Annotated in this window: 24 protein-coding genes; 3 read left to right on the plus strand and 21 right to left on the minus strand. The window is 40.4% G+C overall.

Annotation, left to right across the window (positions count from 1 at the left end; genetic code table 11):
• The first annotated feature begins 79 nt into the window (after positions 1-79).
• Positions 80-1162, plus strand: a complete 1083-nt coding sequence (locus OIT90_RS11300; protein WP_186315128.1) for a serine hydrolase domain-containing protein — start codon at positions 80-82, stop codon at positions 1160-1162.
• On the opposite strand, the gene OIT90_RS11305 is transcribed toward OIT90_RS11300, so the two are convergent.
• From OIT90_RS11305 to OIT90_RS11320, 4 genes are read right to left on the minus strand one after another with little or no spacing between them, the layout of a single operon-like run.
• The gene (locus OIT90_RS11305; RefSeq protein ID WP_041084826.1) at positions 1159-2328 is read right to left on the minus strand and encodes a phosphoenolpyruvate carboxykinase (ATP); all 1170 of its coding nucleotides are present in this window, start codon (positions 2326-2328) and stop codon (positions 1159-1161) included. The genes OIT90_RS11300 and OIT90_RS11305 overlap by 4 nt on opposite strands.
• Before the next feature lie 23 nt (positions 2329-2351).
• Entirely contained in the window at positions 2352-3497 is a 1146-nt protein-coding gene (locus tag OIT90_RS11310) for a nucleotidyltransferase family protein (RefSeq protein WP_144490535.1), read from the minus strand.
• A 6-nt stretch (positions 3498-3503) separates the two neighbouring features.
• Positions 3504-4082, minus strand: a complete 579-nt coding sequence (locus OIT90_RS11315) for a CYTH domain-containing protein (protein ID WP_126681825.1) — start codon at positions 4080-4082, stop codon at positions 3504-3506.
• A 19-nt stretch (positions 4083-4101) separates the two neighbouring features.
• Complete coding sequence (locus OIT90_RS11320) at positions 4102-5115, minus strand: hypothetical protein (protein ID WP_126681824.1); 1014 nt, start codon at positions 5113-5115, stop codon at positions 4102-4104.
• Between the two features lie 101 nt (positions 5116-5216).
• On the opposite strand from OIT90_RS11320, the gene OIT90_RS11325 reads away from it, so the two are divergent.
• Positions 5217-5477 (plus strand): acyl carrier protein, encoded by a 261-nt coding sequence (locus OIT90_RS11325; RefSeq protein ID WP_186315129.1) that lies wholly within the window; start codon positions 5217-5219, stop codon positions 5475-5477.
• Here OIT90_RS11325 and OIT90_RS11330 read toward each other — a convergent pair.
• The 3 genes from OIT90_RS11330 to OIT90_RS11340 form a co-directional block, all read right to left on the minus strand.
• Positions 5464-7182 (minus strand): ABC transporter ATP-binding protein, encoded by a 1719-nt coding sequence (locus OIT90_RS11330; protein WP_474892571.1) that lies wholly within the window; start codon positions 7180-7182, stop codon positions 5464-5466. The two genes, OIT90_RS11325 and OIT90_RS11330, sit on opposite strands and share 14 nt — an antisense overlap.
• Positions 7179-8948: an ABC transporter ATP-binding protein gene (locus OIT90_RS11335; RefSeq protein WP_474892572.1), complete on the minus strand. Its 1770-nt coding sequence runs from the start codon at positions 8946-8948 to the stop codon at positions 7179-7181. Before OIT90_RS11335 ends, OIT90_RS11330 begins: the two co-directional genes overlap by 4 nt.
• A gap of 173 nt (positions 8949-9121) precedes the next feature.
• Complete coding sequence (locus OIT90_RS11340; RefSeq protein WP_474892573.1) at positions 9122-10042, minus strand: aminoglycoside phosphotransferase family protein; 921 nt, start codon at positions 10040-10042, stop codon at positions 9122-9124.
• A gap of 169 nt (positions 10043-10211) precedes the next feature.
• Between OIT90_RS11340 and OIT90_RS11345 the strand changes: the two genes are divergently transcribed.
• Positions 10212-10475 carry an acyl carrier protein gene (locus OIT90_RS11345; RefSeq protein ID WP_064498454.1) on the plus strand — a complete coding sequence of 88 codons (264 nt, stop codon included), beginning with the start codon at positions 10212-10214 and terminating at the stop codon, positions 10473-10475.
• A 51-nt stretch (positions 10476-10526) separates the two neighbouring features.
• Here OIT90_RS11345 and OIT90_RS11350 read toward each other — a convergent pair whose 3' ends face one another.
• The 14 genes from OIT90_RS11350 to OIT90_RS11415 all read right to left on the minus strand — a co-directional run bounded on the left by OIT90_RS11350 (position 10527) and on the right by OIT90_RS11415 (position 23932).
• Positions 10527-11759, minus strand: coding sequence for a M16 family metallopeptidase (locus tag OIT90_RS11350; protein ID WP_041084832.1), 1233 nt, complete (start codon positions 11757-11759; stop codon positions 10527-10529).
• A 33-nt stretch (positions 11760-11792) separates the two neighbouring features.
• Positions 11793-12725, minus strand: a complete 933-nt coding sequence (locus OIT90_RS11355; protein WP_474892618.1) for a polysaccharide deacetylase family protein — start codon at positions 12723-12725, stop codon at positions 11793-11795.
• A gap of 145 nt (positions 12726-12870) precedes the next feature.
• A complete protein-coding gene (gene pnp, locus OIT90_RS11360) occupies positions 12871-14988 on the minus strand; it encodes a polyribonucleotide nucleotidyltransferase (RefSeq protein WP_024424134.1) in 2118 nt (705 codons plus the stop codon).
• 181 nt (positions 14989-15169) lie between these two features.
• The gene (rpsO, locus tag OIT90_RS11365; RefSeq protein WP_008354438.1) at positions 15170-15439 is read right to left on the minus strand and encodes a 30S ribosomal protein S15; all 270 of its coding nucleotides are present in this window, start codon (positions 15437-15439) and stop codon (positions 15170-15172) included.
• A gap of 140 nt (positions 15440-15579) precedes the next feature.
• On the minus strand, positions 15580-16545 hold the full coding sequence (gene ribF / locus OIT90_RS11370; protein ID WP_474892574.1) for a bifunctional riboflavin kinase/FAD synthetase: 966 nt from the start codon (positions 16543-16545) through the stop codon (positions 15580-15582).
• Positions 16546-16562: 17 nt separating this feature from the next.
• Complete coding sequence (gene truB / locus OIT90_RS11375) at positions 16563-17492, minus strand: tRNA pseudouridine(55) synthase TruB (protein WP_474892575.1); 930 nt, start codon at positions 17490-17492, stop codon at positions 16563-16565.
• A gap of 68 nt (positions 17493-17560) precedes the next feature.
• Positions 17561-17911 carry a 30S ribosome-binding factor RbfA gene (gene rbfA, locus OIT90_RS11380; protein WP_007499525.1) on the minus strand — a complete coding sequence of 117 codons (351 nt, stop codon included), beginning with the start codon at positions 17909-17911 and terminating at the stop codon, positions 17561-17563.
• A gap of 17 nt (positions 17912-17928) precedes the next feature.
• Positions 17929-18207, minus strand: coding sequence for a DUF503 domain-containing protein (locus OIT90_RS11385; protein WP_024424137.1), 279 nt, complete (start codon positions 18205-18207; stop codon positions 17929-17931).
• Positions 18204-20324, minus strand: coding sequence for a translation initiation factor IF-2 (gene infB / locus OIT90_RS11390; protein WP_041084836.1), 2121 nt, complete (start codon positions 20322-20324; stop codon positions 18204-18206). The genes OIT90_RS11385 and infB overlap by 4 nt, the downstream gene beginning before the upstream one ends.
• A 19-nt stretch (positions 20325-20343) precedes the next feature.
• Positions 20344-20646 (minus strand): YlxQ family RNA-binding protein, encoded by a 303-nt coding sequence (locus OIT90_RS11395; protein ID WP_039178647.1) that lies wholly within the window; start codon positions 20644-20646, stop codon positions 20344-20346.
• Positions 20639-20923 (minus strand): RNase P modulator RnpM, encoded by a 285-nt coding sequence (rnpM, locus tag OIT90_RS11400; RefSeq protein ID WP_024424139.1) that lies wholly within the window; start codon positions 20921-20923, stop codon positions 20639-20641. The genes OIT90_RS11395 and rnpM overlap by 8 nt, the downstream gene beginning before the upstream one ends.
• Positions 20924-20938: 15 nt before the next feature.
• The gene (nusA, locus tag OIT90_RS11405) at positions 20939-22054 is read right to left on the minus strand and encodes a transcription termination factor NusA (RefSeq protein ID WP_024424140.1); all 1116 of its coding nucleotides are present in this window, start codon (positions 22052-22054) and stop codon (positions 20939-20941) included.
• 32 nt (positions 22055-22086) lie between these two features.
• On the minus strand, positions 22087-22560 hold the full coding sequence (rimP, locus tag OIT90_RS11410) for a ribosome maturation factor RimP (protein WP_003211398.1): 474 nt from the start codon (positions 22558-22560) through the stop codon (positions 22087-22089).
• 238 nt (positions 22561-22798) lie between these two features.
• Entirely contained in the window at positions 22799-23932 is a 1134-nt protein-coding gene (locus OIT90_RS11415; RefSeq protein WP_058837691.1) for a glycoside hydrolase 5 family protein, read from the minus strand.
• Between the last annotated feature and the right edge of the window lie 12 nt (positions 23933-23944).

Below are 23944 nucleotides of genomic sequence, written 5' to 3' on the forward strand. Positions count from 1 at the left end.
AAAATATTGATCGTTCATCTTAAAACAACATGAAACATTTGGTAATATATATATATTCTGTATGAAAGAGGTGTCTATTTTGATCAATGAATCGATCCTGCAGCGTCTGCAAAATAAAACCACCGACATTAAGAAATTATTGGAGCAACATCAAATACCCGGCTGTTCCATTTGTATTTCTCATGAAGATGAGCACATTTGGTCGTGGTATGAGGGCCTAGCTGATATTGAAAGCGGCACCCCTGTTACAAAAGACACAACCTTTCGAATTGGTTCTGTGACTAAGCCTTTTACTGCAATGGTGATGATGAAATTGCGAGAGGAAGGATTCATTCAACTCGATGAACCCATTCATACTTACGAACCATTGCTTTCTTCCATAAAAAGTCACTTGCCTGAACCAATTCCACTCACTTTCCGAATGATTGCCTCTCATATCTCAGGCCTGCCCAAAGCACTCGACAAAGCCGTTCATTTACGAGAGATGACTCTAGCTCAATGTATTGAAATACTCACTATTTTCACACCGCCTTGGTCTATCATCAATTATTCCAGTCTTGGCTACTCTATATTAAGTAAAGTGCTAGAAAAGGCGAGTCATATGCCCTATAGAGAATTAGTGCATACCCACATACTAAAACCGCTCGATTTGAAGCAAACTGGATTTATTGAAACAGCATCCACAGCCAAAGGGTATACAGTTTCTTTCCCTGGCCTGTCTGACGTATCCTATCCAAGTGCTGAAACACCTTCTTGGGAGGATGGTTCAAGCGGACTACTCTCCACAGCAGATGATCTGATTCAATTCATTCAAGCTCAATACGGTGAAAACAGCCTGCTTCATCAGCATTCGCTAAAAGAAATGCAAAGCCCCGTTATGGTTGAAGAAGATTTCAGCAGAGGTGCTGGTCTTTCATGGTTTTTGAGACCTTTTAACGGTATCACCTTAGCTGAACATAGCGGAGAAATTAAAGGGTTCACCTCCTATATTGGATTCATTCCAAAGAAAAAATTAGGAGTTTGCATTCTCATGAACTCTGACGAAAGGCTCGCACGGCCAATTGCCGAAATGCTCTTTCAAATTTTGCTGCCAGCAGATCACGAGCAAATGAAAAAACGTGAAGACCGGCTCAAACGAATGTTTAGACAATCGTCTCTTTAAATCGAACTGACTTTTTTGTTTAACAGATCTGGAATTGCATCTTGCAGGTAACGCGGATCACCCTCTAAATAAAAGCATGGCATGTTAAACAAGTGATGGATAAGCTCAGATGCCTTTTGCCTCAGAAAGGTATCTGACACATGTCGAAGTCCGAGCCAGCCTTTTAAATAGTCGGGATCTTCTGGTTCTCTTATATTTGCTGTCATGATTTCTTTTGCTCTCTGATCATCGTTTTTTACTGGTACAAGCCTGATCTCACCTGAACCTATTTTGAGTGAAGGAAAAATCACCATATTTACTTTCGTAGAGCTCCGAATCGTTGTTCCTGTCATGTCAGCAGCTTCTTTTGGTGTAATTTCAAACTTACAGCCGCTCGCCCATTTTTCTTTTGCCTCTTCTTCTGTTGATATGGTTTCATCCCATATTCTTTTATCTTGAGACCGGCTGAATTTTTTGTTTTTCAGTTCCTGTATATTTGTTGTGGCTTGGACGGTTCCTACTCCAAGCGCCAAGCACATCGGCCATCCATACACAGTCAGTTCCTGATCTTCAAGCACTGAAATAGAACGATCGTTTGTGATAAAATCTGCTCCTCCATGATGCAAAAACTGCCACATAGTGGTTGACTTCCCGGCACCTTTATCACCGATAATGAGCGCTCCTTTTTGGCCATCTTCAAAAGAAACAGCTGCTGCATGTGTAAAGCATCCACCTTGGTTTTCTAGTGTTCTAAGGGCAATTTCTCGGACGATTCGCAGTGGACAGCGTATCGCAGACTCATTATTGTTTTTTCCAATCACAGCATAACGCCCCTTATTGACCGCCACACTGTGCGGCTCGTCACCTTCATGTGAGGCAAATAATACTTGGTCATCTAATTTTAATCGTTTGTAAGTAAACTTCCTTTTTGCAATAATGGTTTCGCCCTTTTGAAAGCAAGCACTGCGAACAGACTGTTCAAGCTCCGGATCAATAATAAACCTTATTTCAATCTGTGAAGGGATATCCCCCTCGCGGCGATCCAATTCTTTTGGGATATAATGTTCAATATCTTCAATCGCCTGCAATTCCATTGATAGAATATGAAAATGAATACCTGCAAACACAAATGACTTTTCAAAAGGAAAATCGTTCTTAGGCTTTTCAAAAAGCGCTTTTATATCCATATAGAATCCTCCTCTTCAATTTGCTATTGCCTTTCAGGAAATAGCTGTATGGCTGGTTCCTCTTCAAGTTCATCGCGATTATCTAAGCTGAAAAAACGCTCAATAAAAGATTTTTTCCATATTTTCAAAGAACCGAAATCATTCTCTCCATAAGCTTCTAAGAAGGATTGGTCACTCATGTCTAGCTGCTTCAATTGATCGATATAGTTCGTTTGATACAATAAATCTAAAAACGTAAACGTGTAAAAAAGTGCTTTCTCGGCCCCTAATTCCTTCGCTCTTACTTGCAAAGCATGCCAATCAAGCTGATTTTGCTCTTCAACAAACATGACGTACTCTCTTACATCACAAAACTTGATCAAATTAAGATCTGCATGTAAGTAGACATACTGTACATTTGTTGCCTCCTTATATAGATGGAAAGCAAGATGGATAAGAAAATCTAATGGCTGGAGCAAATGGACATCTGTTTGAAAAAAGTGCTTTTCTTCAACAGCATCCAGCAAAGCATTTGTTGCTTCGTAGTTTTTTTTCAGTTCAACATCATAAGAGAAATCGACTCGGTGTACCTTCAAAAAATCTTCTCCGCTCCGTTTAATATGTGAATAAAGATTCCCGGCATTCATTCTCCACATCATTTCTTCTTCTCTTTCAATCGGTATTTCCTGGTCGGCAGCCCAGTCATATTTCCCGATGATAAACCCTTCTTTCTTGAGCAATGATGAGGCACTTTTCCGGTCATCTGGATGAATTAAGAAATCAAGGTCTGACATCATTCGCAGTCCATAATCTTTGTACACAAGCGGGGTTAAAATGGCGCCTTTAAGGGGGACCGCTTTCAGCTTTGCATTTCGGAATGTTTGTAACAGACGCTTGAATTCTTTGAATCTCTCCACATTTTTTTGACGATTCCCTATATAGTGATAATGAAGCAAAAATTTGTATGTTGTCGTAATGCTCTTTTCATCATCAAGGCGAATTAAATGAGGTGTCATCAGCTGAAGCACCTTATGTCTTGATGCCAGTCCAATTAATTTAGGCATATCAATGCCATCTTTCAATAGAGCTCTAATAGACTCTTCTTCTTGTTCATTTAATTGAATACGTGAGCTAAGTAATAACAGTCTCTGCTCATTTGAGAGAGTGGATTGATCCAAAACAGCTCGCATGTTTGACTACTCCTTCCCGTAAAACGATTGAAATCTAGTGATAAATCGAGAGCGCTTTCCTTTTCGATTGACTGGCATGTCCAAATCATCAGTTAGTGTATGAAACAATTGATCTGCCTCATATGCTTTTTCACTGTCATATTCAATTTCCAGTTCATAATCTGTAATGCCAAGATAGCTGCTTTGATCCAAATCCACTTTGATGCCTTCCTCAATGTGAAAGGTTGTTCGCTCAGTGACCAATAGCCCTAACATTTCTGGCTGTTGAGTACCTGTAATCGGTAAAGACGTCATGAAGTTCTGTAGATCTAGTTTTTGCGGTAACTCCTCAATAGGTAATGACGTTTCTTCTCTTACTCTTTTATAGCCAGATGTTTGACTGGGGCGTTTGATTTCAAGTGTTAGTTTCCCGCTGATTTGACGGATACGTACGGTATAACCAAATCGTTTTAATAGAAAATCTGGGGTGTCGTAATAGTAATTGAAATTAAGTATATAAGTAGGGCTATAACTTTGAATGAACATGTCGTATATGTGCTGAAAATCTGTTTGTGACAACAAATATTTATATTCCTGCTCAACCATGACTCACCTCCAAAAAGTCTTACACGACAATGTCGGATTGTTCAAGAAGCTCTTGAATGAGGACAGTACCTTTCTCTAAAGAAGTAAATGCCTGCTTTAATGAATAACAAGGCACCTTTTCCACTAGTGCGTTAAGAAATGGTTCTAGCTCTTCGGGTGTCGGCAATGTGAAAAACGGTAATAAGAATTCATTATGTCTTCCAGGATTAATGACTGCATGCTCGTTCAGACGTTCCGCTGCTTCATGCGATGTCATTTTCGATAGTTCTGCACCAGTTTGCCCGTGAGGTAAAAATTCAGGAAACACAATCACATCGATTTTTCCCATTGTTTTGACTTCACGTGCAAACCATTTTTCTAGCTCCTCTGGATATACAAAATGATAGCTTTTATCATCCTCGTTAAAAGGGTGACTTGATGTTTGGAGTCTGTATGGGGTACCAAGCTTTTCAATGGCTTCAAACGAATCTTTCCGAATGCTCATAGATCTAGGCCAGCCAGTTCCCGTGTACTCGGTGTTCGTATATGAAACACCTATATCATCGTTTGTGATATACCGGGCATCGGTTAATGATAATAAGGATAAGATGGTGGACGTTTTCCCTGCCCTTGATCCGCCTACTAGGGCAATTCCCTTTTGGTTCATCTCCATCATGCCCCCATGCAAATAGATGAGTCCATCCTGATAACACAAAAGGCGGAGCAAAACTCTAATTAACCGTAGAGCATGCTGGGCTGCCCATCTGACATCTTTTGGTTCATCTATCACAATGACTTTTTTCTCTCCGTGATACAGGTAGCGGCAGCGGGGTTCCATCTTCGTTTCGTAAAAGACTTCTTCAAGCGGTATTTCTTTTTGAATTTCTTGTGCATATTCACTGGTTAAAATTGTCCAAACGTCTCCTTCATGTCTTTCTGTTAATTTGCTGCAATCAATATAGGGATGTACTTTACTTATGACTAAATTCTGAATTGATTCATCTGCACCTAATACGACACGAACATCATTTTTTTGATAGCTTACATATGACAATGAATGCCACCCCTTATGATAGATTTATAAAAACAATTGCATTTTTTTCCTTCATCAACCAAAATGTAACATATATCAATCTGTTAGAAAGGAGCCGCGACATGAATGAACTGAAACTAACTGAAGTTGAAGAAAAAATTGTCCAGCTTATCATGAATAAGTTGTCTCTCAATGAGCAGCCAAGCCGGGATGATAGTTTAAAAGCTTTAGGATTAAATTCTGTCCAAATCGTCTCTTTTGTTATTTCATTAGAGGACACCTTTCATATTGCTTTTGAAGATGAAGAATTACATCCCGACCACTTCCGCACCTTAGATCGACTCTTTACTTTGGTTAAAAACAAACTGACTAAGACGCTGTAATCACCTGGGCCATAAATAAAGAGCGGTAATGCGAGGAGGCTTCCATCAGCTCCTCATGAGTACCGCAGCTTTGAACAGCACCACCTTCAAGTACATAGATCATATCTGCATTTTGTATGGTTGATAATCTGTGCGCTATCACAAGCAAGGTGCCGCCCCCTTTGGCATCATCTATCCCTTTTTGAACTTTCCTTTCAGTCTGCCGATCAAGCGCGGAGGTCGCCTCATCTAATATAAGTAAATCAGCCTGTTTTAAAAGCGCTCTGGCGATTGCTAAACGCTGTCTTTGTCCTCCTGATAGAGAAATTCCCCTCTCTCCAATGACTGTGTCAAAACCTTTTTCAAGCCCTTTGATGAAGGAAAGAATTTGTGCAACTTCACACGCCTGTTCAAGTTGTTCTTCAGTCACATCATTTAAGCCCATGATTAAATTCAGGCGTATAGTATCTGGGAAAAAATAAGGTTCTTGCGGAACAACGGCTATTCGCCTTAATAAATGAGATGGATTTATCTCTGATAGATCAATCCCATTCACTAAAATTCCCCCGCTATCTGGCTGGTAAAGTCCAAGTGTGAGCTTTGAGATTGTCGATTTCCCGCTTCCGCTCGCTCCAACAATCGCCACTTTCTTTCCCTTTGGAATATGAAGCTTCAAGCCGTCTAAAGCGCCTTTAGAGGTTTGTTCATAAGAAAAGCAAACATCTTCAAACACCACGTCTTCTACAGCATCTATTTGTTTTGTTCCTTTTTCTTCGTTTTCCATTTGCAGCACTTCTGCGATTCGATGAACAGATGCACGCTGTTGGAAAAATTCAAATACATACTGGAATAACTCTTGATAACTCTTCATTAATTGAGATGCATATTGGTAAATGACGACAAATAAACCGATGGACATGTTTCCTGCTGCTACTTGATATGTGCCAAACACTAGAACTGATAGTATCCCAAACCATTTCAATGGTTCTGTTAAAAAAAGAAGCTTATTTTGAAACTTACCTTCCTTCATGACACGATCCATCATTTTGTTAAACAGCTTTTCATACAAACCAATTTCCCACTTACGCCGATCAAATGCGACAACTTCCCTTGTAGAGGAAATTCCTTCTTCTACATGCACGAATAGGTCTGATTTTCTCTCCTGCACATCTTTTGCTATGTTTGTTGCCGTTTTCGCCATTTTTTTACCGATAATGAAATAACAAGTGCTTGCAAAGAGAAGCAAGAAAAATAAGACATAACTCACAGATAGTAAAACGATAGATAAAACAACGGCCATAAAAATCGTTTGGACAATTTTCGGTATATGTAAAGCAGCCGTGACAGCAACTGTCTTTACATCTTGATTAAGCTTGTGTAAATAAAAACTAACTGGGTGAGTTTTATATGATCTCATGGATACTTGCTGAAGCTGATCTAGCATCATTTTCTGCAATGAATGGTGGATGGTCAGATAGTTTTTATGCATCACATACGGACTCGCCACAAACATCACAACATACACAAGAAATATAATGGCAAACAGCATCAAGATCTGGGAAAAATGTGGACTGATACCACTATGCAAAAGAACATCATCAATGAGCCACTTTTGCAGTCCTATCATGGCTAAATTAGCTGCTGCTTCAATCAAAACGAGTAAAAGAGCAAGGAGGAGCATCCATTTTTGCCTTGTGATTAAAAGAAACAGCCAATTTTTTCTCATGTTACACCTGCCTCCTTTTCTGAGCGGTCAGACGCTAATTGGTAAAAATGCCCCTTTTTCCTCATCAATTCATAAAAAGATCCAGTCTCTAACACACGACCATCTTTTATAAAAATAATTCTGTCAAAATGTCTGACCGTTGATAAACGGTGTGCAACTGCAATGACAGTAGAATCCTTAAATGTTTGGTGTAATGCCTGCTGGACTTTTTGCTCACTGACATTGTCAAGAGATGCTGTGGCTTCGTCGAGTAATACAATACTTGGATTTTTGGCAAATAGTCTGGCAATCGCTATTTTTTGTTTTTGCCCGCCGGAAAGTTTTAATCCCCTTTCCCCGAGTATGGTGTCGTATCCATTTTCTAATTCTCTTATAAATGAATCACAGTCTGCTTTTTTTGCGGCTTCAATGATCTGTTGATATGAAAGACTTGTATCTCCAAAACGAATATTGTCCTTTACACTCATATTGAATAAGAACGTTTCTTGAAAAACAAATCCCATCGCACCTCTTATTTGACTAGTAGGTAAATGGCGAAAATCTACTCCATTCAGTGTAATCATCCCGGCTGAGGGATCATAAAAGCGTCCAATTAGCTTAAGAAGTGATGTTTTCCCTCCGCCGCTCGTACCGACAAGCGCTACTTTTTCACCCTTCCGAATATGTAGATTCATCCCTTTTAATAAAGGAGGATGATTTGGATAATGAAAACTGACGTCATGAAACTCGATATCGCCTTCTACATGATCAAGGTGCACCGGCTGCTGAGGCTCTCTAATATCAGGTGTTTTTTTCATAAAATGATATAAAGGCTCAATTTGAAAGGTTAATATCCGTTGTTCTGTTAAAAGTGTGACAATGGAAGTAAGCATATGCATCGCTGAAAAATAATATAGGATATATGCCACAAAACCACCTGTCGTCAGCTGTCCAGTCTTTACAAGGTGGATACCAATACCAAAAGTGGCAAGAGCACCAATATAATAAGTCAGCCTGCGGTTGCTTCCTCGTAAATAGGCGAAAAACACATTTTTTTCATGATCTTGGCGCACTTTTTCATGCAGTCGTTGAATTCGCTCCATATCCCATTTCATATAGCCTAAAATTCTAAGCTCTTCCATCGAAGCAAGACTTTCGTATAATTTTGTTTGCAGCGTGCGAAAACCTTCTGCACTTTGTCTCCCGTAGATTGTTGCCTTTTTTTCAAGCCATGGTCCAAAGACATAGTAGAGAATAAAACTTGGGATGATGATGAGTGTGAGAAAAATAGAAATGTTTATCATAAAGAAAAGTGAGATGGCGATAAATAATATCTGATTGATAAATTGTGGGAAGTATCGTCTGTAAATTTCTTGTACAGCTCGTGTCTGTGTGTTAACAAAGGAGAGTGTTTCACTAACAGAATGTTGTTCGTAGTATGAGAAACCAAGTTGACGGATTTGCTGGAAGGCAGCAAATTGTGAATCTCTTGAGGCTTGTTCAATTAATTTTCTTTGCCATAAATTTCGTGCGGCGGTCAGTATAATACCAAGTACAATTAAGCCAGTCAGTCCTAACAATAAACCATTCATTTTTGAAAAGTCTTTTGCTGGCAAAATGGTCTCAATAAAATATTGAATAAATTTAGGTATTATGAGCTCGCTCAAGGTAATAACGAAACCACTCATAATAACTAGAATCACTTTACCTGTATAAGGCTTTAAGAATGAAAGTGTCCATAAATATACACGCCATAACTGCTTTGAACCCTTGTCGATTTGTTTCAATCCACCACCAGCCTTTTGCTCTTTTTCAACAAAAAACGGAATTTTTTTACATCTTTTTCGATCCTTGTTTGGATTATATAAAATGTTTTTAGTCATGACAATGTGTAATTTGTATCATTATAACAAAAAAGACAGTGACTTCCATCACTGCCTAATCGTCCTATATTTCACTGTTATCTAGTGATACGCGCATACCACTGAGGCTCTATTTGATCAAAATAATGATGATCTTTTAGCACATTTTCTAGTCTTTCAATCATCTCATCCATTTGACCCGGATCGAATTTAATGACCCACATAATCGATGAGAAGATACTCATTGCGACATAAACAGAGTAAAGCAGCCAAAAGTCATCCGGAATGTTCCCATCAAAATATCCATTAATTTGACCTGCCGAAAAGGCTTCACTTGTTTCTCTGCTGAAAAGAGCTACTTTATAAAAATCGTGAATGGGATCTCCCCAATCAAAATTGTTAAAATCAATGACACCTGCATATTTATTATCGTTTACTATAATGTTCCCTAAATGAAAATCATCGTGCTGAAATTGATTAGGTCTGCCTTTCACAATATCTATGTGCTTGGCTATAAACTGAGCCACTTTTTCATCCCCTTCAAGGGAGATGCCGCTTTCCCGGTAAGCAGTTAAATATCGATGATGCTTTTTAATGACACGATCTTCCCAAGGTTCGATGTGTGAAGGTGCCGGATATTTATGCATATTTCGTAAATCCCGACCTGCACTTACCCCGAGAGCATACTGCTTTTCTTCAGTTAACTGACCCATGATTTCTTTTGCTTCCTGGCCTTCTATAAACGATAAAATATAGTACACTTGCTGTTTTGCTTCTAGAACACCGATGTCCACTGGATCAGCACACTGAACACCGTGACGTCTTAATTCGGATAGCAGTTCAAACTGCGTCTTTATTTTGTCATACTGGTCTTGTTCTGTGAATCGAAGGACATATTTTTCACCTGATACGGTAGTCATGACCCATTTTTCATCCCGAGAATATCCTTTATCAATCTGGTCTATGCTGACTGCTTCTTTTAATAAGGGAATGTGCTGCATAAGGTCTGTTTTATTCATGGATTCATTCATCCTTCCAGTCTCTTTTCTTCTCACTCTACCAAATATTTCATTTGAATAGAATGATTAACAATTCCTATTTATGTCGAAACTGCTTTACAATGTTTTTTCATTCTAATATAGTTAATTTATGTAAATGATAGAAAATTTGTAAAAAGGAGCGTTGCAGATGAATGAACCGACGGATGTCCTTTCACTTTCAAGTCAAGTAAAAGATTTGGTTCTGCGTTCTTTGGATGATAGCAGTAAGATTTCTATTGGTGCAGATGAAGAATTAACAAATCACGGTCTCGATTCGATTAAAGCAGTTTCACTCATATTGGAATTAGAAGAGGTTTTTGATATTCAATTTGCAGATGAGGAATTACTGACAGAGCACTTTTCGACAATCAATAAAATTGTTCATCAGCTGCAAAATAAGTTAGCTGATTAATCTTTTTTGCATGAAAAAAAGGCATCTCTTTAAAAGACATGCCTTTTTTGTTTAAGCAGAAGGTACATCACCCGTCGGACTAATAAGCGAGAGCGCGTAATCTTCTGTAAAGATGCGTTTAGATAAGTTATTCACGCCGTCTAATGTGACGCTGTTGATTTCGTCAATAATTTCATCGAGTGTCCGATGTTTGCCAAGGAGCAGTTCGTTTTTACCGTTTCGGCTCATTTTGCTGTTTGTGCTTTCAAGGCTCAGCATAAGGTTGCCTTTCATTTGCTCTTTAGAGTTCTCTAGTTCTTTCTGCGTGATTCCCTCACGCTTTAAGACGTCTAATGTTTGTAAGATGGTCTCAGAGAGCAGGTTTAGCTGCTTCGCTCCAGTTCCGCCATAAATCGTGAGCATTCCATTATCTGCAAACGAACTGTGATAGCTGAAGACGGAATAAGCAAGTCCTTTGTCCTCTCTTACATCTTGGAATAATCGGCTGCTCATGCTTCCGCCAAGAACATTATTTAAGACGATTAAGTCATAGATGCCTTTATCTCCCGCTGGAAGGCCATTAAAGCCCAGGCATAGGTGCGCTTGTTCCGTTTCCTTTTTGCGTGTGAGCTTGTCATAATGAAATGCTGGAGCTTCGACAGGCTGCTTTTTCCCTTTTCCTTCATAAGAGCCGAATAGCTTTTCAACCTCACGAATAAAGGTCTCATCTACGTTCCCTGCAACAGAGATCACAACGCGGTCTGGCGTGTAGAATTCATCCATATATTTTCTAAGTGAGTCTCCGTTAAAGGTAGAAAGTGTTTCCTCTGTTCCTAAAATCGGATATCCTAATGAATGTTCACCATAAATGGCTTTGCTTAATAAATCATGAACGATGTCATCAGGTGTATCCTCATACATTTTAATTTCTTCGTACACCACATTTTTTTCTTTTTTCAGCTCTTCTTCATCAAAAGCAGAGTGAAAGAACATGTCGCTTAATACATCGAGGGCGTAGCCAGCATGTGAATCAAGCACCTTTGCATAGTAGCAAGTGTATTCTTTTGATGTAAAGGCATTCACTTGACCACCAATGCGGTCAAAGGATTCTGCGATATCACGTGCAGATCTTGTCTTTGTCCCTTTAAAGAACATATGCTCTAAAAAGTGTGAGATTCCATTAATTTCAGGTGTCTCATGTCTAGAGCCTGTTCCAATCCAGACGCCAATTGCGACAGACCTTACAGTGGGATTGTTTTCGAGTACAATTCTTACTCCGTTTTGGCAAGTATACGTTTTGACCAAGTTTTGCTCCTCCTATTCAACAAACAGATCGCATCACGGATGTCTTTTTTCACTTAGGAGGTCAGAAACCGTCCCTAATTCATATCCTCTTTCCTTGATTTGAGTGATAAGTGCGTCAAGACTTTTCGCCGTTGCATCTGTTGGATGCATTAATATCATCGCCCCATTGTGAATTTTCCCAAGCACCCGCTTTTGTAAAATAGCCGGTGATGGCTTTTGCCAGTCGATGGTGTCTACTGTCCACATAATGGTTTCCATGCCTTCTTGTTTGGCAAGCTTAACTGTTTCTTCTTTAAAGCTGCCGCTTGGAGGCGCAAACCATTTTGGTTTCTTCCCAAGGGATTCTTCAATTTGGCGATTTGTTTTCATTATCTGCTCTAATGCTCGTTCTCTTGTCAGTGTGCGCATATCTGGGTGATTGTATGAATGATTTCCAATTTCATGACCATCTGCCACGATTTTTTTAGCAAGTTCTGTGCTTTTTTTCACCCATTTGCCTTCTAAGAAAAAGGTCGCCTTGACTTGGTGCTTTTCCAGCGTCTTTAACATGTTGATTAAATGCTCGTCACCCCAAGCTACGTTGATGAGGAATGCATTCATTTTTTTATCTGGATGGCCTTTATAAATGGGCTCTGCACCAAGTTCATGTAAATGAATAGATGGTTTTGTTTCATTGAAAACAAGCAGCTTTTCATCGAATGACCCCTGTTTCTTCATTTTTTCATAAGAGGCATCGATATCAACTGTCTGTCCATTTAAGCCGGGTATCTTTTTCCACACTTTATCAATCTTAGCATTTTGCGCCTTTACTTCATAGTCAGAAGACTTCGATTCGATCTCCTGATATAAAATATCTTTTGAGACAGATGCTACCTCGGCATGCTCTTTCATTGATTCAATATATGTAACAGCAGCCGGCTGCTTCATCGTTTGATATGACACGAGCAGTAAAAATACAAACACCATGAATGGTAACGTTTTTTTCAATGGTTGTCCCTCCCCTTTACCACAAATTATGATGGGGAGAAACAAGCTAGAACTATTGTTAGCGCATGAAAAGAAAGAAGCCTGGCACGGATACCTGGCTTCTAACACATTTTATTTGATCTCATTAAGACTGCTTTTCTTCTTTTTCCTTTTCTTCACGTAAAACAGCTTTCCGAGAAAGGTTCACACGGCCTTGTTTATCGATTTCAGTGACTTTGACAAGTAATTCATCGCCAAGTTTCACAACATCTTCTACTTTGCCCACACGCTCAAGCGCAAGCTCAGAAATATGAACAAGTCCATCTTTTCCGCTGAAGATTTCAAGGAAGGCACCGAATTTTTCAATGCGTTTGACTTTACCTAGGTAAAGCTGTCCTACTTCAACTTCTCTCACAAGATCTTCAATGATTTTCTTCGCTTTTTGGTTCATATCTTCTTCTGTAGAAGAAATAAAGATTGTACCATCTTGTTCAATATCGATTTTTACACCGGTATCTTCAATGATTTTATTGATTTGTTTACCGCTTGGTCCAATGACATCGCGAATTTTATCCGGATTGATTGTCATCGTTAAGATTTTTGGTGCATAACGAGACAATTCTCCTCTAGAAGCAGGAATCGTTGACAACATGCTGTCTAGGATTTCCATTCTTCCTTTTTTCGCTTGTTGAAGAGCCTCTTCTAAGATGTCTTTTGATAGACCATCGATTTTGATGTCCATTTGAAGTGCTGTGACACCTTTTGATGTACCTGCAACTTTAAAGTCCATATCTCCAAGTGCATCTTCCATTCCTTGAATGTCTGTCAGCACTGTGTAGTATTCCCCTGATTTCACAAGTCCCATTGCAATCCCTGCAACTGGTGCTTTAATTGGAACACCCGCATCCATCATCGCAAGTGTGCTTGCGCAAATACTTGCTTGTGAAGTAGATCCGTTTGATTCTAATACCTCTGAAACAAGGCGAACCGTATAAGGGAAATCTTTTTCGGATGGAATCACTGGTTCTAGTGCACGTTCACCTAGTGCGCCATGTCCGATCTCACGGCGACCTGGACCACGCATTGGGCCTGTCTCACCAACACTGAACTGCGGGAAGTTGTAATGGTGCATGAATCGTTTTGATTCTTCAACACCTAGACCATCAAGAATTTGCACATCGCCAAGTGCACCTAATGTACAAATACTGAGCGCCTGTGTTTGTCCTCTTGTAAATAAGCCTGAACCGTGCGTTCTTGGCAGGAGTCCTACTTCTGAAGAAAGTGGACGGATTTGATCTACACCGCGTCCATCTGGACGTACTTTCTCTTCAGTGATCAGACGGCGAACTTCGTTTTTGACAAGCTTATTTAATACATCTTTCGCTTGTTTAATCGTTGCTTCGTCACGTTCTTCTGCTTCAAACTTCTCGACTACAGCTTTTTTCACAGCACTGATTGCATCCTCACGCGCATGCTTCTCATGTACTTGAATCGCTTTCAGCAGGTCTGCTTCAGCAAGGGCTTTTACTTCGTCTGCTAACGTTTGATCTACTTCATATAAAGGAATATCGATTTTTTCTTTACCGACTGCCTTCACAATTTCTTCTTGGAATTCGATTAAGCGTTTGATTTCTTGGTGACCGTACATGATCGCTTCAAGCATTGTTTCTTCCGGTACTTCATCAGCACCAGCTTCTACCATGTTGATCGCATCTTTTGTTCCAGCAACCACAAGATTGATGTCACTTTGTTCAAGCTGCTCCACATTTGGGTTAATGATGAGCTTTCCATCCACTCGTCCTACTGTAACGCCGGCGATTGGTCCCTCAAATGGAATGTCAGACACACATAAAGCTAAAGATGAGCCAAACATTGCAGCCATTTCAGATGAGCAATCTTGATCCACACTCATGACGATGCTAATAACTTGTACTTCGTTTCTAAATCCATCTGCAAACAGCGGACGAATTGGTCTGTCAATTAAGCGGCTTGCAAGGATAGCCTTTTCACTTGGACGACCTTCTCTTTTAATGAAGCCGCCAGGAATTTTACCTACTGCGTATAGTCTTTCTTCGTAGTTCACAGTGAGCGGGAAGAAATCAAGTGGTTTTGGTTCTTTAGAAGCTGTTGCTGAGCTAAGCACAGCCGTATCTCCGTAGCGTACGAGGACCGCTCCGTTTGCTTGCTTTGCAAGCTGGCCAGTTTCAACTGTCAGTTGACGTCCAGCCCAGTCTATGGTGAAGACATGTTTCTCTTGTCCCATTCTGAGATAAACTCCTCTCTTATCGTAAAGTTTTAGTTAGTTCTTATTATGAACAAAATGATTTTCACATATCAATGTGAAAGCTGTATGTAGAAGGGTTTTTGCCATTCTTTCAACATTTTAACCATAAAATATTAGTGATTATACGATAAAAAAGCGGGAATCCTCCCGCTTTTTACGATTATCGACGTAAGCCTAGTTTGTTAATTAACTCACGGTAACGAGTTACGTCTTTATTACGTAGATACGTAAGAAGATTACGACGTCTACCTACCATTTTCAAAAGACCGCGACGTGAGTGGTGATCTTTCTTATGAGTACGTAAATGCTCGTTCAAGTTGTTAATTGATTCTGTTAGGACAGCGATCTGAACTTCTGGAGATCCAGTATCAGATTCGTGTGTTTTGAACTCATTAATTAATTGCGTTTTACGCTCTTGAGTAATTGCCATCCTGTTTCACCTCCAAATCATGTTAGCCCCATCTACCTCGCAACCGTCGGTGAAGTCGGTTTGCCAAGTAAGTGGTTTTAAAGCTACAGGAATAATCATACTAAAAATATGCTGAATTTGCAAATGGTAGAGCAGTTTTTCTATGATTTTTTTGTTTGTTTGAGCTGATCTTGAAAAAACTGAATCGCTTCTTCTTTATCTTGACTGATTTGAGCCGTCAGCTCCTGGATTCCGTTAAATTTACGTTCACTGCGAATGCGCTTGAACCATTGTAATTTAATCGGCTGGCCATAGATTTCTTCGTTAAAATCAAAAAGGTTTACTTCAATGGCAGGCTGATCAGGACGCTTTTCATAGAATGTTGGTTTATAGCCAACGTTACAAACGCCGTCATATTCTTTGCCTTTCACTTCTGCTCTTACTGCATATACCCCTGTTGGCGGAATAATGTATTCAGCAGATAAGCCGACATTAGCTGTCGGAAAACCGATCGTCCGTCCGCGTTTGTCTCCATGGATGACAATGCCGCGAAGCTGATAAGGTTTTCCTAGAAGCTCGCTCACATATTCAACATCCCCATTTTTTAATGCGGAACGGATGAGAGTGGAGCTGACTTTTCGGTCTTGATTGGACAGCTTAGGGACGATGGTTGCCGTGATACGGCCTTTTCCATATTCATCAAACGTTTCCATTGTGCCTGCACCAAAACGGCCAAACGTAAAATCAAATCCCGCTACTGCGTGCTTCACATTCAATTCATCCAAATATTGATCCACAAACTCTTGAGGAGATAGAGCTGCAAAGCTCTCGCTGAATTGTACGATGTATAAATAGTCAGCGCCCAGCTGTTCGATGAAATCAATTTTATCCTCAAGCGGTGTAATTAAGTCTTTTGGTTCCCGTGCCTTTTGCAAAACATGTGAAGGATGCGGATGAAAGGTCATGACCGCTAAGGCCAATCCTTCTTTTTTCGCAATGCTTTTCGCTTCGTCAATGACTTTTTGATGCCCGAGGTGAACACCGTCAAAGTACCCTAAAGCCATGACAGACGGGACTTGATCCTTTTGATTCAATGTTTGTGGGTGTGAAATATGTATAGTCTTCACGAGATGTCACCTTTTCTTTAAGATTGCTTGTCCTGAGATAAGATCTTCGCCGGCTTCATCAGGTTCGGTTTGGTCGGGTGCTTCATATATATCGCCAGACAACGACCTGAAGGAGCAAAAACAGCGACACGATCCTCCTCTGCGAAATGAGCAAATTCATCAGGCATTGGCAGGACTGCACCGTTTTCCACTTTACTTGCTAATGTATCATTTATCTCCCATTTCGGCAAATGATTGAGCGCACGCTCGATCGGGACAAGGTGCTCATCTACAGTTCCTTCCTCGCTTATCTCTCTCAGCTCATCCAGCGTGATACATTCATCAAGTGTAAAATCACCAGACCCTGTGCGAATGAGGTGTGACATGTGGGCTGGAAATCCTAGTTTCTTGCCTATATCAACCGCTAATGTTCTCACATATGTTCCCTTTGAGCATAGTACGGTGAATCTAAATGACACGCTGCCATCCTCATATGTGACAGGTGTAGTCCGCTCGATACGGTGAATAGTAATTTTACGGGCCGGCCGCTCAATTTCAATGCCTTCTCTAGCATATTCATAGAGCTTTTTCCCGCCAATTTTCACAGCAGAAAACATGGGAGGAATTTGTTCAATGGTTCCTTCAAACTGCTTCAGCGCCGCATCAATGTCTCTTTCTGAGATCGGTTTTTCCACTTTTTTTTCTTCTACGATCTCACCTGTTTGGTCTTCTGTTGTCGTAGAAAAGCCAATCGTGATTTCTGCATCATACGTTTTCGATTTATCTGTTAAGTATTCTACAATCTTCGTTGCTCTTCCGATACAAATAGGCAGAACACCTGAAACCTCTGGGTCGAGGGTGCCTGTATGTCCGACTTTTTTTGTGTGCAAAATTTTTCTTACCTTAAACACACAGTCGTGGGAGGTCATGCCTCTTTCTTTATGTAATAAAAGAACACCATTTATCATCTGCGTTCTCTCCTTTCATAAACGATGAAAAAGGACAGACGATCATCGCCTATCCTTATTTCAACGTCTTATTCGTGATCTTTTGTGTTTAATTCAGCAATCAGGCTTTCAATTCGGTTTCCGTAATCTACGGATTCGTCGAATTCAAAATGAAGTTCTGGTGTTTTGCGAAGTCTGATTCGATTGCCAATTTCAGAGCGGATGTACCCTTTAGCCTTTGCAAGGCCTTTTAAGGTTTCCTCTCTTTTCTTCTCGTCGCCAAGAACAGAAATGTAGACTTTGGCAATTTGCAAATCACCGGATACTTCGACATCAGTTACAGTCAAAAAGCCGATTCTTGGATCTTTTAGCTTTCTGCCTAGGATGTCGCCCAATTCTTTTTTCATTTGCTCACCCACACGGGTTGCTCTCATACTCATGATCTTATCACCTCTAATTAAAACCACTCAGTTTTCGTGATCGTTCGTTCAATTTCAGGAAAAGAATCGATAAAGCTTAATACACGCTGAAGCTCCTTTTCCACTTGAACCCGAGATGAGGAAATCACGGCGATTCCAATTGATGTACGCTGCCATGTATCCTGGTAATCCATTTCAGCAATGGTTACATTGAATTTATGACGCGTTCTAGTCAATATACGCTGAAGAACCGCACGTTTTTCCTTCAGTGAGGATGCATCATAGATCATACACTCACATTCGGTATAACCGATCATTTTCTTTCGATTTCTTGCATAACGAATGATTCCATAACATCACCTTCACGGATATCATTGTATTTCTTAATGGTAATACCACATTCATAGCCTTGTGAAACTTCTTTCACATCATCTTTAAATCGTTTTAACACGTCAACTTCGCCTTCGAAAATAACGACGCCGTCACGGATTAAGCGGATTCCGCTATCTCTTGTAATCGTTCCTTCAGTTACATAGCCGCCAGCAATTGTACCGATTTTAGATACTTTGAACGTTTGACGAACTTCAACTTGACCGATGACTTTTTCTTCATATTCAGGGTCAAGCATTCCTTTCATCGCAGCTTCAATTTCATCGATGACTTTATAGATAATGCGGTGCAAGCGGATATCAACGTTTTCAGTCTCAGCTGTGCTCTTCGCATTTCCATCAGGACGTACGTTAAAGCCAATCACGATGGCATTAGAAGCACTTGCTAAAATGATATCTGATTCCGTAATCGCTCCAACACCCGTATGGATGATTTTCACTTTTACGCCTTCGACTTCAATTTTTTGAAGAGCTGCCGTTAATGCTTCAGCAGAGCCTTGTACGTCTGCTTTCACGATCAAGTTGATATCTTTTACGTCACCTTGTTTGATTTGCTCAAATAGGTCGTCTAGAGATAATTTTGCTTTGTCTGAACGCTGTTCGTCCAGCTGCTTAGAAGCACGCGCCTCACCAACTTGACGAGCTGTTTTTTCATCTTTGAATACGAGGAACTGATCCCCTGCATTTGGTACATCGTTTAAACCAGTGATTTCAACAGGTGTAGATGGTCCTGCTGTTTTCACGCGGCGGCCGATATCATTGACCATTGCACGTACACGGCCAAATGTATTTCCGACGACGATTGGGTCACCTACATGAAGTGTACCTGTTTGAACCAGAAGGGTTGCAACAGAACCTCTTCCTTTATCAAGCTCAGCCTCGATAACAGTCCCTTTTGCCGCACGATTTGGGTTGGCTTTCAATTCTGCTACTTCGCTGACAAGAAGGATCATTTCGATCAATTCGTCAATGCCTTCACCTGTTTTTGCAGATAGTGGCACGAAGATCGTTTCCCCGCCCCAAGCTTCTGGTACAAGACCATGCTCAGTTAATTCCTGCATCACGCGGTCAGGGTTTGCTGTTGGTTTGTCAATTTTATTGACAGCGACAATGATTGGCACTTCTGCCGCTTTCGCATGGTTAATCGCTTCAATTGTCTGAGGCATAACACCATCATCTGCTGCAACAACCAGAATTGTCGTATCCGTTACTTCGGCACCACGTGCACGCATCGTTGTGAATGCTGCGTGTCCAGGTGTATCAAGGAACGTAATTTTTTTGCCATTTTCTTCGATTTGGTATGCACCGATATGCTGCGTGATTCCACCTGCTTCGCCTTCGACGACTTTTGTCTTACGAATGCTGTCAAGAAGAGTTGTTTTCCCGTGGTCAACGTGTCCCATGATCGTTACAACTGGAGGGCGTACTTGCATATCTTCTTCTTTATCTTCAACTTCATACTTTTCAAGTTCAGTTTCTTCTAAAATAATGACTTCCTCTACTGGAACACCATATTCAGAAGCGATTAATTCAACTGTATCTTTGTCAAGTTCTTGGTTGATCGTTGCCATAACACCAAGCATCATCAGCTTTTTGATGATTTCAGCTGTTTCTTTTCCAAGCTCATCAGCCAGCTGGCCGACAGTCATTGAATTTGTAAATTCAATTTTTTCAGGAAGCTCTTTTTTAGGCTTCACAGGTCTAGCTTGCTGATGCTGCGGTTTGTTATTTCCACCACGTTTATTTTTGTTTTTATTTTGGTTGTTGTTTTTTTTGTTTTTATTAAATTGATTATTCTGCACGTCATTCTTCTTTCTATCATTGTTTTTGTTAGATGATTGTTTTTTTTGTTCTGCGGGTTTCTCGTTAGTTGTCTCTTTTGCTTTGGCTTTTTTATAGATAGCGTCTAGCTTTTTCACAGTGTCGTCTTCAAGCGTCGCCATGTGGTTGTTCACTTCCACGTTCATATCCTTAAGCGCTGCTATAATATCTTTACTTGAAACATCTATGGCTTTTGCGTATTCATATACTCTCACTTTAGCCATTCGTTCACCCCCAAATAAATTAATCGAGCAAGCTTATGAGCTTCTTAGCGAAGCCTTGGTCAGTGACAGCGACAACTACGCGAGCTTCTTTCCCAATAGAACGTCCGAGAACGGAACGGTCTTCAACTTTTCTAACCGGAACATTATAAAATTTGCATTTGTCAGATACCTTTTTTTCTGTGTTAGGTGAGGCATCTGCTGCAAGAAGAACCAGCTTAGCACGCGCATGTCTAATTTCTTTGATCACCAGATCTTCTCCTGACACGACTTTACGAGCTCGATTTGCTAGACCAAGCAAAGGATACCATTCAGATTCATTCATTAGGTTTTTTCACCTTTTCAGCTAGTTCTAGTAATTCTTCAAATATGTGTTCGTCAATCTGTGTCTGAAATTGCTGCTGTAAACTGCGTTTGTTCTTTGCCGCAAGAATGGTTTCTTTATCGAGAGAAAGGTAAGCCCCGCGTCCGTTCATTTTTCCGGTAGCGTCAACAGACACTTCTCCTTCTTTCGAACGAACAACACGGATCAGTTCTTTCTTTGGTTTCATTTCTCCCGTCACGACGCATTTTCTAAGCGGGATTTTTTTTCGGCTTTTCACCTTTTATATCACCTCTTATTCGTCAGATTCCTCAGCAACTGGTTCAGCCTCTAAGAAAAGAGATTCAGAGTCTTCAGTTCTTGGGAAAATACCGAGTTCCCTTGCATCTGTTTCGCTTTTAATGTCAATTTTCCAGCTGGTCAGCTTCGCTGCAAGACGAGCATTTTGACCTCTTTTACCAATCGCTAATGACAGCTGATAATCAGGGACAATGACTGTTGTCGCCTTGTCTTCTTCATTCACAATGACATCAAGTACTTTTGATGGACTCAGCGCATTGGCAACAAATTCAACCGGGTCATTAGACCAATGGACAATGTCAATTTTTTCGCCTTTTAGCTCATTGACAATTGCTTGTACACGCTGACCTTTTGGTCCAACACAGGAGCCAACTGGATCAACATCAGGATCATCTGTACGAACAGATATTTTAGAACGGTCTCCAGCTTCTCTAGCAACCGATTTAAGCTCTACAGTACCATCATAAATTTCTGGTACTTCAATTTCAAATAAACGCTTTAAAAGACCTGGATGTGTTCTAGACACATAAATTTGTGGCCCTTTTGTTGTTTTTTCTACTTTTGTAATGAACACTTTAATGCGGTCATGAGGTTTGTATTCTTCATTTGGCATTTGTTCATTGACAGGAAGAAGGGCTTCGATTTTGCCAAGTGACACGTAAATGAATTTACTGTCAATTCGCTGAACGATTCCCGTCATAATGTCTTCCTCGCGGTCGATAAACTCAGTGTAGATCACACCACGCTCTGCTTCTCTCACTCGCTGCGTCACAACTTGTTTCGCTGTCTGAGCTGCAATGCGTCCGAAGTCTTTTGGTGTGACTTCAATCTCAACGACGTCACCCACCATGTAATTCGGGTTAATATTGGCTGCATCATCTACAGAGATTTCAAGGCGAGAATCATACACTTCATCTACAACATCTTTTCTTGCGAACACACGAATCGTTCCCGTTTCGCGGTTTAAATCAACACGAACATTTTGTGCTTGATTAAAATTACGCTTATATGCAGAAATGAGTGCAGCTTCTATCGCTTCAATTATAATTTCTTTACTAATACCCTTCTCTTTCTCAAGAACAGTCAGGGCATCTAACAACTCACTACTCATTTTTATGGTTCCCCCTTATATCAATGAAAAGGTTAATTGAACGAAACTGCTAATCTTGCGTTAGCTATTTTTTCGTATGGAATATTGATCTCTTTCTTTCTTGTCTTGATCTTCACTGTCACTGTTGCAATCTCACCATCAAAGCTTGTAAGCTCACCTTCAAATGCTTTTTCACCATCAATTGGTTCATATGTTTTCATGAAAACATTTTTTCCAAGTGCTTTTTCAAAATCAGCTTTTTTCTTTAATGGGCGCTCCGCTCCAGGAGAGGACACTTCAAGAAAGTAGTTTTGGCTAATCGGATCTGCCTCATCAAGCTTTTCGCTCAAGGCTTCGCTCACTTTGGCACACTCTTCGATATCGACACCTTTATCAGAGTCAATAAACACGCGAAGGAACCAGTTTTGACCCTCTTTGACAAATTCAACATCAACGAGTTCAAGCTGTAAGCCATCTAAAATTGGCTGCACCATTTCGCTTACGACATCCACTACTTTTTTGCTCATTCTCTTCCTCCTTGTGCTTTCGATAAACGCTCTTATCAATCATTCTGCATAAAAACCCTGCTTTATGTGAGCAGGGGGAGCAGAAAACGGATGAATAATGTCGAGACAAAAATTGCCTGTTCAATACAAAAGAGCGGGTTTCCCCACTCTTGTCTCGGTAATCGTTAGCATTTCCATAAAAACTATACCATATCCAATTTTTTTATGCAAATGAAGTTCCTTATTCAGCAGGCATTCATCATCGGTTTTTTTCATTCATTCTTTTCGCATGTTCACTGATAAGTGCTGCCTCCCTGCTCCCTTTTATGATGCGGAATCCGTCATAATCCGGATAGAGCGAGTCATCGTCCTGAATGCTTGTTAAAATCCAAAATTGACTGCCAGCACCTCCAAGCCGCTCTACCGCTGACAGCCAGCTTTGATATACGCCTGGACGAGCTGATTGATTTTGGTAGCCAAACTCTTCTAGCACAACTGGTTTTCCGATTGAATTTCCGCGGGTGATATGGTCTTCGATCCATTTCACTCCCCAGACAGCAGACTTGTTCCAGTGATCTGGGTACAAATGATAGGTTCCATAATCGATATGAGGAAGAGATGTTAGACGGTCCCAATCGACGCCTTCCCCTCCTCCGTAAAACCAATCTTCATGTCCTGGTATACGAAAGAATCCTTCATCTCCTACTGCAACAAGATGGTGACGATCAATCGATTTGATCCATGTACTCATTTCATCTGCCCATTTGACTAGTACATTTCCCGTTGGATCTGACTGCATCCGCGGCTCGTTGGCTAACTCCCAAGTCATAATAGCTGGATCGTCTTTATATTGAACACCTGTATACGTATTGGTTCTTTCTAATACATAGCGGACATAATTTTTGTAAGCCTTTTGAATACGAGGATCTGTATAAAAGGCATCATGCGATCCTGCCCCGAACCACTTCACATATTGATTCATACCGCCGAAGTCATCCCAATTGTTCACTAGTGGGATGACAAGCTTTATTCCTTCCTTTCCTGCTTTATAAATGGCATAATCTAGTTTTTGAAATCCCGATTCTTCATAGACCCCTGGACTAGATTGTAAGACTGAGTTTTCTTGAGGGGCCCCGTCGTGAAAGCCCCAAATCCGTATGACCTTTAAATTCATTGCTTTCATATCATCGAACACAGCATCTACCATTTTTTTAGATTTGTAATGGAAATAGTAATTATTTGTGCCGGCGAAGTAAAATGGTTGATTGTTCAGCGTAAATTGTGTACCAGACGTCTGCACATAAGCGGCCGCTTTAATCGTAAGCGAAAACCAGCCGGACCATATAGCGGCCACAAGTATGAAGCAAGATACTCTTTGAGCCCACTTTTTCATTTACATTCTCCT

It is taken from the genome of Bacillus sp. ABR, from assembly GCF_056172715.1.

Coding starts and splice junctions, on each gene's coding strand:
- OIT90_RS11305 (WP_041084826.1), bottom strand. CDS start 2,328: ATGGATATAAAAGCGCTTTTTGAAAAGCCTAAGAACGATTTTCCTTTT.
- OIT90_RS11310 (WP_144490535.1), bottom strand. CDS start 3,497: ATGCGAGCTGTTTTGGATCAATCCACTCTCTCAAATGAGCAGAGACTG.
- OIT90_RS11315 (WP_126681825.1), bottom strand. CDS start 4,082: ATGGTTGAGCAGGAATATAAATATTTGTTGTCACAAACAGATTTTCAG.
- OIT90_RS11325 (WP_186315129.1), top strand. CDS start 5,217: ATGAATGAACTGAAACTAACTGAAGTTGAAGAAAAAATTGTCCAGCTT.
- OIT90_RS11330 (WP_474892571.1), bottom strand. CDS start 7,182: ATGAGAAAAAATTGGCTGTTTCTTTTAATCACAAGGCAAAAATGGATG.
- OIT90_RS11340 (WP_474892573.1), bottom strand. CDS start 10,042: ATGAATAAAACAGACCTTATGCAGCACATTCCCTTATTAAAAGAAGCA.
- OIT90_RS11345 (WP_064498454.1), top strand. CDS start 10,212: ATGAATGAACCGACGGATGTCCTTTCACTTTCAAGTCAAGTAAAAGAT.
- OIT90_RS11355 (WP_474892618.1), bottom strand. CDS start 12,725: ATGGTGTTTGTATTTTTACTGCTCGTGTCATATCAAACGATGAAGCAG.
- pnp (WP_024424134.1), bottom strand. CDS start 14,988: ATGGGACAAGAGAAACATGTCTTCACCATAGACTGGGCTGGACGTCAA.
- rpsO (WP_008354438.1), bottom strand. CDS start 15,439: ATGGCAATTACTCAAGAGCGTAAAACGCAATTAATTAATGAGTTCAAA.
- truB (WP_474892575.1), bottom strand. CDS start 17,492: ATGATAAATGGTGTTCTTTTATTACATAAAGAAAGAGGCATGACCTCC.
- rbfA (WP_007499525.1), bottom strand. CDS start 17,911: ATGAGTATGAGAGCAACCCGTGTGGGTGAGCAAATGAAAAAAGAATTG.
- OIT90_RS11385 (WP_024424137.1), bottom strand. CDS start 18,207: ATGATCGGTTATACCGAATGTGAGTGTATGATCTATGATGCATCCTCA.
- infB (WP_041084836.1), bottom strand. CDS start 20,324: ATGGCTAAAGTGAGAGTATATGAATACGCAAAAGCCATAGATGTTTCA.
- OIT90_RS11395 (WP_039178647.1), bottom strand. CDS start 20,646: ATGAATGAATCTGAATGGTATCCTTTGCTTGGTCTAGCAAATCGAGCT.
- nusA (WP_024424140.1), bottom strand. CDS start 22,054: ATGAGTAGTGAGTTGTTAGATGCCCTGACTGTTCTTGAGAAAGAGAAG.
- rimP (WP_003211398.1), bottom strand. CDS start 22,560: ATGAGCAAAAAAGTAGTGGATGTCGTAAGCGAAATGGTGCAGCCAATT.
- OIT90_RS11415 (WP_058837691.1), bottom strand. CDS start 23,932: ATGAAAAAGTGGGCTCAAAGAGTATCTTGCTTCATACTTGTGGCCGCT.